Here is a 14,697-nt window from a genome sequence, read left to right on the forward strand (position 1 = left end):
ATTCTTTTGCAGCGTGACAGGGATGCTCATCCATGACGGATAAACGCGATTTGAGTGCAGTCACTGAATCAGTGACTGAAGATGAACGGCTGGCGCTCCTGCTGGACATGACCGGTGACCTGGACAAAGCCAAGGTGCTGCGCCAGACCCTGCCTTCCTGGCTGGTTGAAGCCGAACCTGCAACCCTGGCGGCCCTGGAAAAAGCCCATGGCGACAGTGAAAAGCCCCGCCGCCAACTCGAACAGCTGTTGGAACAGGTGCAGCCGTTGTACCTGTTCTGCGCGGAGCGCTTGCATACGTTTCTGCTGAGCAAGGGTGTGGAAACGATTGATGTCGAACATGACCAACTGGAGCTACCCAAGCGCACGATTTCAGCCCCCACGCCGCCGCTGAACGGTCCTTTGATTGAAACGATTCGATGGGAAAAGCACAGCCTGATCAAGGCAGCCATGCAGAATTTCGATGCGGCCCAGGCGCGCGATGATAAAAGGCCGCCGTTGGCACGGGTACGCTCCGGCGAGACGCAGCAGGTGCTCGTGGGTATCACCGGGCAGCAATTCATGAGCCATTGTCGGGAGTTGGACCTGGGTGAAGCCTACCAGCGCCACCTGCGTGAAGTGTTCAGCCTGCCCCATCCGTCTGAGGCAGCGCAGACGATGGGCTTGGGTTACAACCCGGCTGCCGTGACGATTGGCAAGTCCAAGTGCCTGGACATGCAGATCGACCTGCACATCGCCTGCGCCAAGGAGCACGTCAGCGCCGCCACGGCTGAGCGACTGCTGAAGTTGATCAAGGCTGACCGCCCGGCCAATGAGCTGGCTTACCTGGCGCCGCAGGATAAACCACTGCGTTGGCAAGGCCTCAACCTGCATGACGCCTGCCTGTGGAGCGTCTTGGTGGTGTCCGATGATTCCCCCGGCAAACTGGGGGGCGGGTCGTTCCTGGTGTACATGCCCAACGAACCGGTCAGGCCCTGGTACGAATACGAGCGGCTGGAGGACTTCAAGTTGTACCTGCGCTTGAAGTTGCAGGTGGCGTCCTACCGCAGCTTTTTCGCGGGCTACCTGGATGAGTTCGTACGCCTGGATTTTTTCCAGCGTTTCGATCAGGACAAAAGCTTGGGCTCGATGGAGCCCGTGCCGGTCAACAGCAATTTCTCAGGGTTTTATTTCAATGCCTATGTGGGCAAGGTCCAGCGCGATGCCCTGGCATTGGCGCCGCCGACTGTGCTGGTGGATAAGGACGCCGACGAGGCGCGCTGGCTGGGCTATCTGGAAGCAGGGCTGGATGTGCTGAATGTGGCCGCCTTTGTAGTGCCGGTACTGGGCCAACTGATGATGGGCGTAGCGGTCGGACAACTGCTGGGAGAGGTGTTTGATGGCATTGAGGACTGGACTCACGATGACAAGGCCGAGGCGCTGCATCACTTGGCGAATATCGGCGAGAGCCTGGCCGCCATGGCTGCGTTTGCAGTGGGCGGGCGGGTGGTGGGTACGTTGAAGGCCCGGATGTCGTCGGCTGGGTTTTTCAGTAAAGTCGAGGCCGTCACGCGCACCGATCACCGTCCAGGCCTGTGGCGACCGCGCCTGGCGCCCTACAGCCAGACGCTTCCCGAGCCGCTGCCGTGGGTCGCCGATAGCAAGGGCGTGGTCCAGTCGAAAGGGCAGTCCTGGGTCAAGTTCGATGGTGCAACCTACGCGATCACCTTCGACCCGGGCATTGGCAAATGGCGGATCAACCATCCACTGCGCCCCTCTGCGTACCGCCCCCCGCTGAACCATAATTATCGCGGCGGCTGGCAGCATATCTACGAGCAACCTGAGCAATGGAATGACCTGCGTTACAACTTGACCCGCCTCGATCCCAGCCTTGACGAGTGGAGCCCGGAAGACACTGAGGCGATGGCCCAAATCACCGACCTGAACATCCCTCGGGTGCGTCGCCTGGCCCTCGAGCACGAACCTTTGCCACAGCGCTTCCAGGACTGCGTGATGCGCTTCAAACAGCACCAAAGGGTGGCTGACCTGATGGGCCAGTTGGAGCGCGGGGAGGTGCCATCTGCCGATACGGCGCGCATACAAATGCTGGCGATCCCGTTGATGCCCGGTTGGCCCAGGGGGCGTTTTATCGAGCTGCTGGATGAGCATGAGCATCTGTTGGAAAGCTACCCGGACGTCAGTCCCTTCGATTATGAAGATCTAAGTGTTCACCTCACTCAAAGCCAGCTCAAGGGGGGCCAAGTGATGCCGACGGTGCTGCAGGCGCTCACCGACGAAGAACGCAGCACTCTGCTGGGTGAAGCCGTTACGCTGGACGAGGCGCCGGCGCTGCTGGGCCGACGGTTGCTGCCAACACTCAAGTCTCAGCAGTCAGTGCTGACGCAGCGGCTATTCCTGGATCTTGAGGGAGACCCCCAGGGCGAACTGGTTCCGCTCAAAAAAGCGTTTCCACCGCTCTCCAACCGCCTGGCCTGGGAGTTACTGACCGACGCACCCTATGCCCAGCGCAGGCACTTGCGCACGCTGGGTCGCGTTCCGTTGGCACTTGCCGAACGTGCGCGCGAGGCGGTGACCCTGATGCAGGAGGATCACGCGTTGACCGGGCTGTATCTGCCCGGGCAAGCGCAGGCTTCGACCCGACGCCTCGCCCTTGGGCTAATGCAAGATTTGCCTGGCTGGCCCCGCGATCTGTGCCTGCAACTTCGCCAACAGCGTGTGGATGGAGAACTCGTGGCACAGGTCGGCGAACCGACGGCGAGTGTCCGGCACACGTTGGTACAGACTGGCGAGGGTTTCCAGGCGTTTGACCCAGCGCACCAGCCCTTGGCCGAACGTGTGGAGGGGCCGTACGGGTTTTATCAGGCGCTGGTGGATTCGGTGCCGAACCGCCACCGCGCAGCGATGAATCTGCAAGGCAATGCCGCGCCCCAGCGGCTGCTCACGCGTTTGCGCTTGCGAACCCAGGATCAACGCGCACGTGTGGCGGCTTACCTGCAACCCGAGTGGGTACCTGCCGAGCCCGAGCCTGTCCCTTGTATACAGGGTGCGCCTGCGGCATTGCCGTCCCTGGTGCCCGCGTTGATGCGCAAAATGAGAAAGCTCTACCCGTTGACGGAAGATGCGCAATTGGCGGGCATCGTCCAGTCTGCGGGTGCTGATCACCTGAGCCGGGCCAAGGCGGTGGAGGCCCTCGAACAGCAATTTGCAGCGCTGCACAGGGGTTTGAAAATCTGGCGCAGCGACCGCTCCGCATATGACCCTAAGGTCATGCCGCGCTGGGATTACCGATTCAGTCGCTATCAGGTCGCCCAGGCCATAGAGCAGGGCTGGAAAGGCATGACGCGGCTGTTCGACCACCAGCGCCGGAGCGTACCCGCACTGTCACTGGACGGCATGCTGCATGATCCCTTGCCAACGCTGCCGACGCAGGTCAACTTCGAGCATGTGCGGTTGCTGTCCCTGGGCAAGATGGCGCTGGCCGATACGGCTGCCTATTTTCTCAAACACTTCAAAAACCTGATGTCCCTGAACATGGCGCATAACCGTGTCAGTCGCATCCCTCAGGTGCTGTCGCTGATGCCGCAGCTGGAATACCTGTGCTTGGCCAATAACGCTCTGTTGCTCGATGAGTACTCGCGCAACACCCTGGCCGGATTGCGCAGCCTGCAGGTGTTGAACCTGAGCAACAACCCATTGATGGACCCACCGGATGTCAGCGGGATGTTTGTGCTGCGCGAGTTGATGTTGCGCAATTGCAGGCTCACGGAGTTCCCTAAGGGCGTTTCGCGCCTGCCATACCTGGAAAACCTCGACCTGCGCGAGAATGACATCAGCGTGTTGCCCGAGTGGCTGTTCCAGGCCCCGCGTAGCTATACCCAGGTCGTCAATCTGCGGCATAACCCGCTGGATGTACGCAGCCAGCAATTACTGAAGGACTACCGCACCACCCATGGCGTGGGCATGGGTTACCTGGAAGATGATATTGCCCGCATGACTGAGCAGAAAGCACGGGATCTTTGGCTGGCCGATGAACGTGTGGCGGGGTTCAGCGAGAAAGACCACACGTGGACCGGGCTCAGGGATGAATTGGGCTGCGACGGGCTGTTCAATCTGTTGGCCCAGTTGGGCGGCACGGCCGACGCCACTCAGGTGCGCGAGGACATGGACCGGCGGGTCTGGCGAGTACTCGAAGCCGCCAGCCGGGATACCGAACTGCGCGAAGAAATCTTCGAGCGCGCCGCCACGCCACTCAATTGCGACGACGCCGCCGCAGTCAGTTTCAGCAATCTGGAAGTACTGGTTGAAATACGCGAGGCATCCCGCCTGGTCGCCAGTGGGCAACTGACCGCGGGTCCTTTGCTGAAGTTGGCCAAAGGGTTGTTTCGTCTCGATCAGTTGGAACGCCTGGCTTATGCCCACAGCCTGGAACATCCTGACGCCGACCCGTTGGAGGTCAGCCTGGCGTATCGAACCGGTCTGGTGAACCGGTTCCATCTGCCCGGACAGCCCACCCATATGCGCTTTTCAAGCTTGGGCGGGGTGACGATGAAGCACCTGGACGAGGCAGAGAATCTGGTCAAGTCCGCTGAACTGTCATCGCGTTTGTTGAATTACCTGGTGCAATTGCCGTTCTGGACAGAGTACCTCAAGCGCACCCACGCGGCGCGGTTCGAGGTGTTGAACGAGCCCTTGGAGGCGCGAGCGCAAGCGGTGTTCGAACAACGATTGACGCTGGACGACGCCAGCTACCGCGAGCAGATGGACACGATTCTCCAGGAGCGGGTGAGCGCCGAACGTACCGAGTTCGAGCATTTGACCCAGCAAGCCCTGAAAGACGGCGACCTGGGCGGGTGTGTCATGCCCTAGGCCTTCGCGGTGTTGCTGCGGACCAGGCCGCGCACGGCAAACCGGTTGGGGTGGCAAGCCTCGGCCACGCTGCGCGATACCGGCAAGGGTTCATTGTCCAGCCACGCGGCCAGCAGTTCGCCGCACAGCGGTGCGGTGATCAGCCCCCGTGAACCGTGGCCGCTGTTGATATACAGGCCATCGAGCCAGGGGCAGTTGATGTTTGGCACGCTGCGGGCATCCTTGCGCAGCGACGCGTAGGCCTCGGTGAACGCCGGGCTGTCAGCCAGTGGCCCGACAATCGGCAGGTAGTCCGGGCTGGTGCAGCGGAACGCCGCGCGGCCTTGCAGGGTGGCTGGGTCCAGGGTGTCGGCGTGCAGGCGTCGAGCCAGGTCCGTGGAGATTTCGTTGAGCAGGCCCAGGTTGTCGGCGTGTTCGGCGGCCGTGGGGGTAAGGTCTTCGTTGGTGAAGTCAAAGCTGGCGCCCAAGGTGTGCTCGCCCAGACGCGGCGGGGCCACATAACCTTCGGCGCACACCACGGTGGCGAGGGCTTGGCTCTCGGTCGTGTGTGGCAAACGGGTGATCTGCCCGCGAATGCGCTTGAGGGGCAACTCGGCACTGGCGGCGAAGCGCTTGACCTCGGCCGCGCCGGCCAGCACCACCACGGCGGCGCTGGCCAGCAGTTGCTCGCCATCCCAGGCCTGCCACTGGCCGTCGACTCGACGCAGGTCGAGTACCTCATGGTGGGGCAGTACGCGGACGCCAGGCCGGTGCGCCTGCCATTCGCACAGGGCCGGCGGATGTACCCAGCCGCCTTCCGGGAAAAACAGCCCGCCGTGCTCCAGCGCAATGCCGGCGCGGGCCTGGGCCTGTTCGCGGTCGAGCAGGTGCAGCAAGTCCGGGGCGAAGGCGTCGGCCAGTTGTGCCTGGCGTTGCGCTTCCTTGGCGTCGAAGGCCAGTTGCAGCACGCCGCAACCGTCCCAGTCCACGCCGCGATGCAGGTGTTCGAGCACGCGGCGGGTGTAGCCGAACCCGGCGACGATCAGTTGCGACAACGCCGTGCCATGGGCCGATAGCTTGAGGTACAGCACGCCCTGCGGGTTACCGGAAGCCTCTTGGGCGAGGGCCGCATGGCGTTCCAGCAGGCTCACCTGCCAACCTCGCGCCGCCAGGCTCGCCGCCGTGGCGCAACCGGCCAGGCCGCCGCCGATCACCAATGCCTGGCGCTCACCCTGAGGGGCAGGGGGCCGGGCGAACCACGGCTTGGGGTGTGCAGGCGTTGGTGTATCGGAGGGCCAACCGAGAAACTCACCGCGCAGGATCTCCCACTTATGGCCGATCCCCGGCGTGCGCTTCATCTTGAACCCGGCGGCATTGATCAGCCGACGCACCCAGCCGGTGCTGGTGAAGGTGCTGATGGTGCAACCCGGTGCTGACAGCCTGGCCAACTCGGCGAACAGTTCAGCGGTCCACATCTCGGGGTTTTTCGCCGGCGCGAAGCCGTCCAGGAACCAGGCGTCGATCTGCGCATCCAGTTGCGGCAATTGCTCCAGGACGTCACCGATCAGCAGGGTCAACGTCACGCGGCCGTTATCCAGCACTAGGCGCTGGAAGCCTTGATGAATGGCGACGTACTGGGCCAGCAGAGGCGCGGCGAAGGGCGCAAGCTCGGGCCAGAGGCTGAGGGCGCGTTGCAGGTCGGCGTGGCTCAGTGGGTACTTTTCCACGCTGACAAAATGCAGGCGCGCGCCTGCCACGGCGTGTTGCTCGAACAGTTGCCAGGCACACAGAAAGTTCAAGCCGGTGCCGAACCCGGTCTCGCCGATCACCAACCGCCCGCCCACCGGCAGCGCAGCAAAACGCGCTTGCAGACGGTTCTGTTCAAGGAACACATAACGGGTTTCTTCAAGGCCCGACTGGTCGGAGAAGTACACGTCGTCGAACACCCGCGAGTGCGGGCGACCTTGGTCATCCCAGTCGAGTTGGGCGTGGGTGATGGGGTTCATGGGCGGCTCGGCTAATACAAGGCCGCCATTCTAGCCGATCAACAGGCTTTGAATTGACCCATGGCAAGCGCGGGTGGAATTTCCTCCCGCATGGCGTTGCCCAATCCGCTAGTCTTGATCCATCTTGAAACGGAGCTGCCCATGTTCGAATCCGCCGAAATCGGTCACGCCATCGACAAAGACACCTTTGAGGCCGAAGTGCCCGCCCTGCGCGAAGCCTTGCTGGAAGTGCAATACGAACTGCAGCAGCAAAAGCGCTTCCCGGTGATCATCCTGATCAACGGCATTGAGGGCGCCGGCAAGGGCGAGACCGTCAAGCTGTTGAATGAATGGATGGACCCGCGCCTGATTGAAGTGCGCACCTTCGACCAGCAGACCGACGAAGAGCTGGCACGGCCACCGGCCTGGCGCTACTGGCGGCAACTGCCGGCCAAAGGGCGCATGGGCATCTTTTTCGGCAACTGGTACAGCCAGATGCTGCAAGGCCGCGTGCATGGGCAGATCAAGGACGCGCGGCTCGACCAGGCCATCGCCGGCGCCGAACGCCTGGAAAAAATGCTCTGCGACGAAGGTGCGCTGATCTTCAAATTCTGGTTCCACCTGTCCAAGAAGCAGATGAAGGCCCGGCTCAAGGCCCTGGCCGATGACCCGCTGCACAGCTGGCGTATCAGCCCGCTGGACTGGCAGCAGTCCGAGACCTACGACAAGTTCGTGCATTTCGGCGAGCGCGTACTGCGCCGTACCAGCCGCGACTATGCGCCGTGGCATGTGATCGAAGGCGTCGACAGCAATTACCGCAGCCTGACCGTGGGCAAGATCCTGCTCGAAGGCTTGCAGAACGCCTTGAAGCTGCCCAAAGGCAAGGCCAGTGGCATGAACCCGGCGCCGCTGCCCACTGCCGTCGACCAGATGAGCCTGCTTAACAGCCTCGACATGACGCTGCGCCTGGACAAGGACGATTACGAGGAGCAACTGATCACCGAACAGGCGCGGTTCTCCGGCCTGATGCGTGACAAACGCATGCGCAAGCATGCACTGGTTACCGTGTTTGAAGGTAACGATGCGGCAGGCAAGGGCGGGGCTATCCGGCGCGTGGCGGCGGCGCTTGACCCGCGTCAGTACCATATCGTGCCGATTGCTGCGCCCACTGAGGACGAACGCGCCCAGCCGTACTTGTGGCGGTTCTGGCAGAAAATCCCGGCGCGGGGCAAGTTCACCGTGTTTGATCGTTCCTGGTATGGCCGCGTGCTGGTGGAGCGTATCGAGGGTTTCTGCACCACGGCGGACTGGATGCGCGCCTATGGCGAGATCAATGACTTTGAAGAGCAACTGCGCGACGCCGGGGTGATTGTGGTCAAGTTCTGGCTGGCCATCGACAAGCAGACGCAGTTGGAGCGCTTCCAGGCGCGCGAAGAGATCCCGTTCAAGCGCTTCAAGATCACCGAAGACGACTGGCGCAACCGCGACAAATGGGACGACTACCGTGCGGCCGTGGGCGACATGGTCGACCGCACCAGCACCGAAGTCGCGCCCTGGACCCTGGTAGAAGCCAATGACAAGCGCTGGGCACGGGTGAAGGTGTTGCGCACCATCAACCTGGCGCTGGAAGAGGCGTTCGCCAAGACCGACAAGCACGATAAGAAACGCAAGAAGTAGGTTCGACGCCATGCTTTTGCATAGGCGGGGTGAATGATCGTCGCGGTTGCGCTGAGCTGGATCTATCCTCGATCCATCTCTCCAACAATGACAAGATCGAGGTAGCCCATGCGTGAAGTAGTGATCGTCGACAGCGTGCGAACCGGCCTGGCCAAATCCTTTCGCGGCAAGTTCAACCAGACCCGTCCGGATGACATGGCCGCCCATTGCGTCAATGCGCTGCTCGCGCGCAATTGCATCGACCCGGCCACGGTGGAAGATTGCATCGTCGGCGCCGGCTCCAACGAAGGCGCCCAGGGCTACAACATTGGGCGCAACGTGGCGGTACTCTCGCAATTGGGCACGGGGACCGCGGGCATGACCCTCAACCGATTCTGCTCCTCGGGCTTGCAGGCGATTGCCATTGCGGCCAACCAGATTGCCTCGGGCTGCAGCGACATCATCGTCGCCGGCGGCGTCGAGTCCATCAGCCTGACCATGAAAAGCGTGAACACCGACAACCTGATCAACCCGTTGCTCAAAGAACAGGTGCCCGGCATCTACTTCCCCATGGGCCAGACCGCCGAGATCGTCGCGCGTCGCTACAACGTCAGCCGCGAAGACCAGGACCTGTACGCCCTGCAAAGCCAGCAGCGCACCGCCCAGGCCCAGGCCGACGGCCTGTTCAACGATGAAATCGTGCCGATGACGGTCAAGTACAAGGTCGAGGACAAGAACACCGGTGAGGTGCAGGTGCTCGATGGCGTGGTCGACCGTGATGACTGCAATCGCCCGGACACCAGCTTGGCCAGCCTGCAAGGCTTGAAGCCCGTGTTTGCCGAAGACGGCTCGGTGACGGCGGGCAACTCGTCGCAGCTTTCCGATGGCGCCTCAATGACCCTGGTGATGAGCCTGGAAAAAGCCCTGGCGCTGGGGCTCAAGCCCAAGGCGTTTTTCCGCGGCTTCACCGTAGCCGGCTGCGAACCGGACGAGATGGGCATCGGCCCGGTGTTCTCGGTGCCCAAGCTACTCAAGGCCAAGGGCTTGCAGGTGGCGGATATCGACCTGTGGGAACTCAACGAAGCATTTGCGTCCCAGTGCCTGTATGCGCGTAACCGCCTGGAAATCGACAGTGCCAAGTACAACGTCAATGGGGGCTCGATTTCTATCGGCCACCCTTTCGGCATGACCGGTTCGCGGCAGGTGGGGCACCTGGTGCGTGAGTTGCAGCGGCGTAACCTGCGCTATGGCATCGTCACCATGTGCGTGGGCGGGGGCATGGGCGCCAGCGGGCTTTTCGAAACGGTGCGCTGAATCTTGAAGCGACCGTTGTAGGCGCTGGTCCGGTGTACATATCCGTTATTTAGGTAGCGGCTGCTATGGGTTCCGCCCTTACGGCGGCTCACTTTTGAACAGCGCAAAAGTAAGCAAAACGCTCTTGCCCCAACACTCGGCACCTCGCTCACGCTCGGTGTGCCCGTAATCCGCCAGGTATTTGGGGGGCCGCCGCCACGCGCCATCCATGGCGCGGGGCGGCTAAACCGGCATCCCTGCCGGTTTACCCCCCAAATCCCTGTCGAATTCCGGCCAGCGTGTTTGACGGGGCGCCTAGGATCAAAAGCGAGATCAAGATCAAGAGCGACTCGCTTCGCATCGTGGATACGCTATTTTCGCACTCTGGAGTTTGCTTGCCAGCGCCTACATTTTGAACGGCGGCGTATCCCGGATCGTTCGCTTGCCCCTAGAATGCGGCTTCCACTTCCTCAGGCATTCGGGGCACTCATGCACATCTCTTCCGGCCGCTGGGTCTACGGTTTTCTCCTGACCCTGCTGACCGCGTTTCTGTGGGGCATTCTGCCGATCAAACTCAAGCAGGTGTTGCAGGTGATGGACCCGATCACCGTCACCTGGTTTCGACTGACCGTGGCCGGCGGTTGCCTGTTCGTCTACCTGGCGCTTACCAGGCGCTTGCCCAGCCGCAAGGTACTCGGCCCCAAGGGTGGCTGGCTGGTGGGGATGGCGGTGTGTGGCCTGGTGGGCAACTATGTGTTGTACCTGGTGGGCCTGAAAATGCTCAGCCCCGGCACCGCGCAGTTGGTGGTGCAGATGGGGCCGATCTTCTTGATGATCGCCAGTGTGTTTGTGTTCAAGGAGCGCTTCAGCCTGGGGCAGGGCGTGGGCCTGGTGGTATTGATCATCGGGTTTGGCCTGTTCTTCAACCAGCGCCTGGAAGAAATGCTCACCTCGCTCGGCGCCTACACCGCCGGAGTGCTGACCATCCTGCTCGCCACCACCATCTGGGTGTTCTACGCCCTGGGCCAGAAGCAATTGCTGACGGTGTGGAATTCGCTGCAAGTGATGATGGTGATCTACCTATGCTGCGCCGCGCTGCTGACACCCTGGGCGCATCCCTTGGAGGCATTGGACCTGAGCCCGCTGCAAGGCTGGCTGTTGCTGGCGTGCTGCATGAATACGCTGGTGGCCTACGGCGCCTTTGCCGAAGCGCTCGCCCACTGGGAAGCCTCGCGGGTCAGTGCGACTTTGGCGCTGACGCCTCTGGTGACGTTCGTGGCGGTGGCCTTGGCGGCGTGGCTGTGGCCGGAATACGTGCAGGCCGAAGAGATCAACCCCCTGGGGTATACCGGGGCGTTGGTGGTGGTGCTGGGCTCGGCGACCGTGGCGCTGGCGCCATCATTGCTCGCCGGGCTCAAGGCCCGGCGGTTGCGCATGGCGTCCTAGGCACCGAGCATGTCTTCGGGGCGCACCCACTGGTCGAATTCCGCATCGGTGAGGTAGCCCAGGTCCAGCGCGGCCTCCCGTAGCGTCAGCCCTTCGGCATACGCCTTCTTGGCGATCTCGGCGGACTTGTCGTAGCCGATGTGCGGGTTGAGCGCTGTGACCAGCATCAGCCCACGCTCAAGGTGTTCGGCCATCTGCACGGCATCCGGTTCGAGACCGGCCACGCAGTGCTCCTGGAAGTTGTTGCAGCCGTCGGCCAGCAGGCGGATGGACTCCAGCAGGTTATGGATGATCACCGGCTTGTACACGTTCAACTGCAAGTGCCCCTGGCTGGCGGCAATGCCGATGGTCACGTCATTGCCCAAGACTTGGCAGGCCAGCATCGACAACGCTTCACATTGGGTAGGGTTGACCTTGCCCGGCATGATCGAGCTGCCCGGTTCGTTGGCCGGCAACTTCACCTCTGCCAGGCCGGTGCGCGGGCCCGAGCCCAACAGGCGCAAGTCGTTGGCAATTTTCATCAAGGCCACGGCCAGGGTCTTCAGTGCGCCGTGCAGGGTCACCAGCGGCTCGTGGCCGGAGAGCGCGGCGAATTTGTTCGCCGCAGTGACGAACGGCAAGCCCGACAGTGCGGCCAGCTCGGAGGCAATCGCCTCGCCAAACCCGTGGGGCGCATTGAGCCCGGTGCCGACGGCGGTGCCGCCCTGGGCCAGTTCGCACACGGCGGGAAGGGCCGCGCGAACGGCGCGTTCAGCGTAATCAAGTTGGGCGATAAAGGCCGAGAGTTCCTGGCCGAAGGTGATCGGCGTGGCGTCCATCATGTGGGTGCGCCCGGTTTTCACCAGCTTCATATGCTTGGCAGCCTGCTCGGCGAGCCCGCCGGACAGGGTCGCGATCGCAGGGAGCAGTTGTTGATGCACCGCCTGCACGGCGGCGATGCTCATGGCCGTAGGGAAGCAGTCGTTGGAGCTCTGGGAACGGTTGACGTGATCGTTGGGGTGCACCGGGCTCTTGCCGCCGCGCTTGTTGCCCGCCAGTTCATTGGCGCGCCCGGCGATCACCTCGTTGGCGTTCATGTTGCTCTGGGTGCCGCTGCCGGTCTGCCAGACCACCAGGGGGAACTGGTCGTCGTGCTGGCCCGCCAGTACTTCGTCGGCAGCCTGTTCGATCAGGCGGGCGATATCGGCGGGCAGGTCGCCATTACGGTCGTTGACCCGTGCCGCCGCCTTCTTGACCAAGGCCAGGGCGTGCAATACCGCCAGGGGCATGCGCTGTTCGCCAATGGCGAAGTTCACCAGCGAACGTTGGGTCTGGGCGCCCCAGTAAGCGTCATCCGGGACGTGGACTTCTCCCAGGCTGTCGGTTTCGATACGGCTCATCGGGCACACTCCTTCAGGTTCGTTTGCGCAGTTTAGGCTGTGATGGGCCCTGGGGGTTCCCCTAAAAGACTTTTCATCGGATTGAGCGCCGCAAATCCAGGCGCGACAAGGGGTGGGGTTGAGCCATGGCGTTTTTTAGGCGCAGAATGGGCGCCCTTGGGGTATTACCTCGCCTGCTAGAAAAGGAAACTCGATGACTCGTCTTCGTGCCATCTGTACCGCGGTTGCTCTGGTTTGCGCCAGCGGCCAAGTCTTTGCCGATACCGCCAGCCACAACGCCAGTGCCGAAGCCTTCCTTACCCTGGCCCACGCCGATAAGCTGGGTACCCCGGTGTACATGCAAGTGCAGCAAATGTTCGCCCAGCGTTTCGAACAGACCAAGGCGCCTGCCGCCAAGCAATCCGTGCTGGACAGCTACCAGGCCAAGGCCAACGCCGCCCTGGACCAGGCCATTGGCTGGCCAAAGCTGAAGCCTGACATGGTCAAGCTCTACACCACCAACTTCAGCGAATCCGAGCTCAAGGACCTGGTTGCCTTCTACCAGTCGCCACTGGGCAAGAAAGTCCTGGAAAAAATGCCGCAGCTGACCCAGCAATCGGCCCAGATGACCCAGGCCAAGCTGGAAAGCGCCGTGCCGGTAGTGAACAAGCTGTTGGAAGACATGACCAACGAGCTGACGCCAAAAGCCGCCGCACCGGCCAAGAAGAAGTAATCAGGAATGACCATGCAACAGCGTATCGAAACGGCGCTTGCCGCCTTGGGCACCGACCACTTGAGCGTGCTGGATGAAAGCCATATGCACAGCCGTGGGTTGCAGACCCACTTCAAGGCCGTGCTGGTCAGCCCGCAGTTCGAGGGGCTCAACCGCGTCAAGCGCCATCAGAAGGTCTACGCCACCCTGGGTGACCTGATGAGCGAGTTTCATGCGCTGGCGCTGCATACCTACACGCCTGAGGAATGGGCGAAAATCGACGCAGCCCCGGCTTCGCCGACCTGCGCCGGCGGGCATAGCTGATACGCGGGTGTTGCTGAAACCCTGCATTTGCTAGAATCCGCAACGCGCCGCTTAGTCGGCGCGTTTTTTTTGCATCCGGTTCACCCCTTACGAGGGTAGCCACCTGGAGAGAACACCCATGACTCAACCGATTGTCGTGGCGGCACTGTATAAGTTCGTCACCCTCGAAGATTACGTCGCCCTGCGCGAGCCACTGCTGCAGGCGATGGTCGACAACGGCATCAAAGGCACCTTGCTGATCGCCGAAGAAGGCATCAACGGCACCGTTTCCGGCAGCCGCGAAGGCATTGATGGCCTGATGGCCTGGCTGAAGAACGACCCACGCATGGTCGACATCGACCACAAAGAATCCTATTGCGACGACCAGCCGTTCTACCGCACCAAGGTCAAGCTCAAGAAAGAGATCGTGACCCTGGGTGTCGAAGGCGTCGACCCGAACAAAAAGGTTGGCACCTATGTCGACCCGCAGGACTGGAACGCGCTGATCAGCGACCCGGAAGTGCTGTTGATCGACACCCGTAACGACTACGAAGTGTCCATCGGCACCTTTGAAGGCGCGATCGACCCGAAAACCACCAGTTTTCGCGAATTTCCCGACTACATCAAAGCCAACTTCGACCCGGCCAAGCACAAGAAAGTCGCCATGTTCTGCACCGGCGGCATTCGTTGCGAGAAAGCCTCGAGCTACATGCTCAGCGAAGGTTTCGATGAGGTGTACCACCTCAAGGGCGGCATCCTGAAGTACCTCGAAGAGGTGCCCCAGGAAGACACCAAGTGGCAGGGCGACTGCTTTGTTTTCGATAATCGCGTGACCGTGCGCCACGACCTGAGCGAAGGCGACTACGATCAATGTCATGCCTGCCGCACACCGGTGAGCGTCGAAGACCGCGCCTCCGAGCACTACGTGGCTGGCATCAGTTGCCCGCATTGCTGGGATAAGCTGCCGGAGAAGACCCGTCGCAGCGCGATTGACCGCCAGAAGCAGATCGAGCTGGCCAAGGCCCGCAACATGCCGCACCCGATTGGCTTCAACTATAAGCAAACTCCTTCCGAGGCCTGAGCCATGTCCGCGCGCCTGC

The 14,697-nt window shown here is 62.0% G+C and carries 9 protein-coding genes; 7 read left to right on the top strand and 2 right to left on the bottom strand.

Annotated features, from left to right (window positions below):
• The first annotated feature begins 32 nt into the window (after nucleotides 1-32).
• Complete coding sequence (locus AC0IYN_RS20020) at nucleotides 33-4,865, top strand: NEL-type E3 ubiquitin ligase domain-containing protein (RefSeq protein WP_471842803.1); 4,833 nt, start codon at nucleotides 33-35, stop codon at nucleotides 4,863-4,865.
• Here the strand turns inward: AC0IYN_RS20020 and mnmC are convergent.
• Nucleotides 4,862-6,850, bottom strand: a complete 1,989-nt coding sequence (gene mnmC, locus AC0IYN_RS20025; RefSeq protein ID WP_457247934.1) for a bifunctional tRNA (5-methylaminomethyl-2-thiouridine)(34)-methyltransferase MnmC2/FAD-dependent 5-carboxymethylaminomethyl-2-thiouridine(34) oxidoreductase MnmC1 — start codon at nucleotides 6,848-6,850, stop codon at nucleotides 4,862-4,864. The genes AC0IYN_RS20020 and mnmC overlap by 4 nt on opposite strands.
• A 141-nt stretch (nucleotides 6,851-6,991) precedes the next feature.
• Here mnmC and pap point away from each other — a divergent pair, with 141 nt between their 5' ends.
• The 3 genes from pap to AC0IYN_RS20040 all read left to right on the top strand — a co-directional run bounded on the left by pap (nucleotide 6,992) and on the right by AC0IYN_RS20040 (nucleotide 11,224).
• Nucleotides 6,992-8,506, top strand: coding sequence for a polyphosphate:AMP phosphotransferase (gene pap / locus AC0IYN_RS20030; protein WP_100490096.1), 1,515 nt, complete (start codon nucleotides 6,992-6,994; stop codon nucleotides 8,504-8,506).
• A 108-nt stretch (nucleotides 8,507-8,614) separates the two neighbouring features.
• Entirely contained in the window at nucleotides 8,615-9,799 is a 1,185-nt protein-coding gene (locus AC0IYN_RS20035) for a thiolase family protein (RefSeq protein WP_471842807.1), read from the top strand.
• Between the two features lie 468 nt (nucleotides 9,800-10,267).
• Nucleotides 10,268-11,224 (top strand): DMT family transporter, encoded by a 957-nt coding sequence (locus tag AC0IYN_RS20040; RefSeq protein WP_471842810.1) that lies wholly within the window; start codon nucleotides 10,268-10,270, stop codon nucleotides 11,222-11,224.
• Here AC0IYN_RS20040 and AC0IYN_RS20045 read toward each other — a convergent pair.
• The gene (locus tag AC0IYN_RS20045) at nucleotides 11,221-12,603 is read right to left on the bottom strand and encodes a class II fumarate hydratase (protein ID WP_471842812.1); all 1,383 of its coding nucleotides are present in this window, start codon (nucleotides 12,601-12,603) and stop codon (nucleotides 11,221-11,223) included. The two genes, AC0IYN_RS20040 and AC0IYN_RS20045, sit on opposite strands and share 4 nt — an antisense overlap.
• A gap of 193 nt (nucleotides 12,604-12,796) precedes the next feature.
• On the opposite strand from AC0IYN_RS20045, the gene AC0IYN_RS20050 reads away from it, so the two are divergent.
• The 3 genes from AC0IYN_RS20050 to trhO all read left to right on the top strand — a co-directional run bounded on the left by AC0IYN_RS20050 (nucleotide 12,797) and on the right by trhO (nucleotide 14,678).
• On the top strand, nucleotides 12,797-13,315 hold the full coding sequence (locus AC0IYN_RS20050) for a DUF2059 domain-containing protein (protein WP_003236690.1): 519 nt from the start codon (nucleotides 12,797-12,799) through the stop codon (nucleotides 13,313-13,315).
• Between the two features lie 6 nt (nucleotides 13,316-13,321).
• Nucleotides 13,322-13,618: a BolA family protein gene (locus AC0IYN_RS20055; RefSeq protein ID WP_406597658.1), complete on the top strand. Its 297-nt coding sequence runs from the start codon at nucleotides 13,322-13,324 to the stop codon at nucleotides 13,616-13,618.
• A 118-nt stretch (nucleotides 13,619-13,736) separates the two neighbouring features.
• On the top strand, nucleotides 13,737-14,678 hold the full coding sequence (trhO, locus tag AC0IYN_RS20060; protein WP_078049531.1) for an oxygen-dependent tRNA uridine(34) hydroxylase TrhO: 942 nt from the start codon (nucleotides 13,737-13,739) through the stop codon (nucleotides 14,676-14,678).
• Nucleotides 14,679-14,697: the final 19 nt, after the last annotated feature.

This window comes from Pseudomonas sp. AC112, from assembly GCF_979253545.1.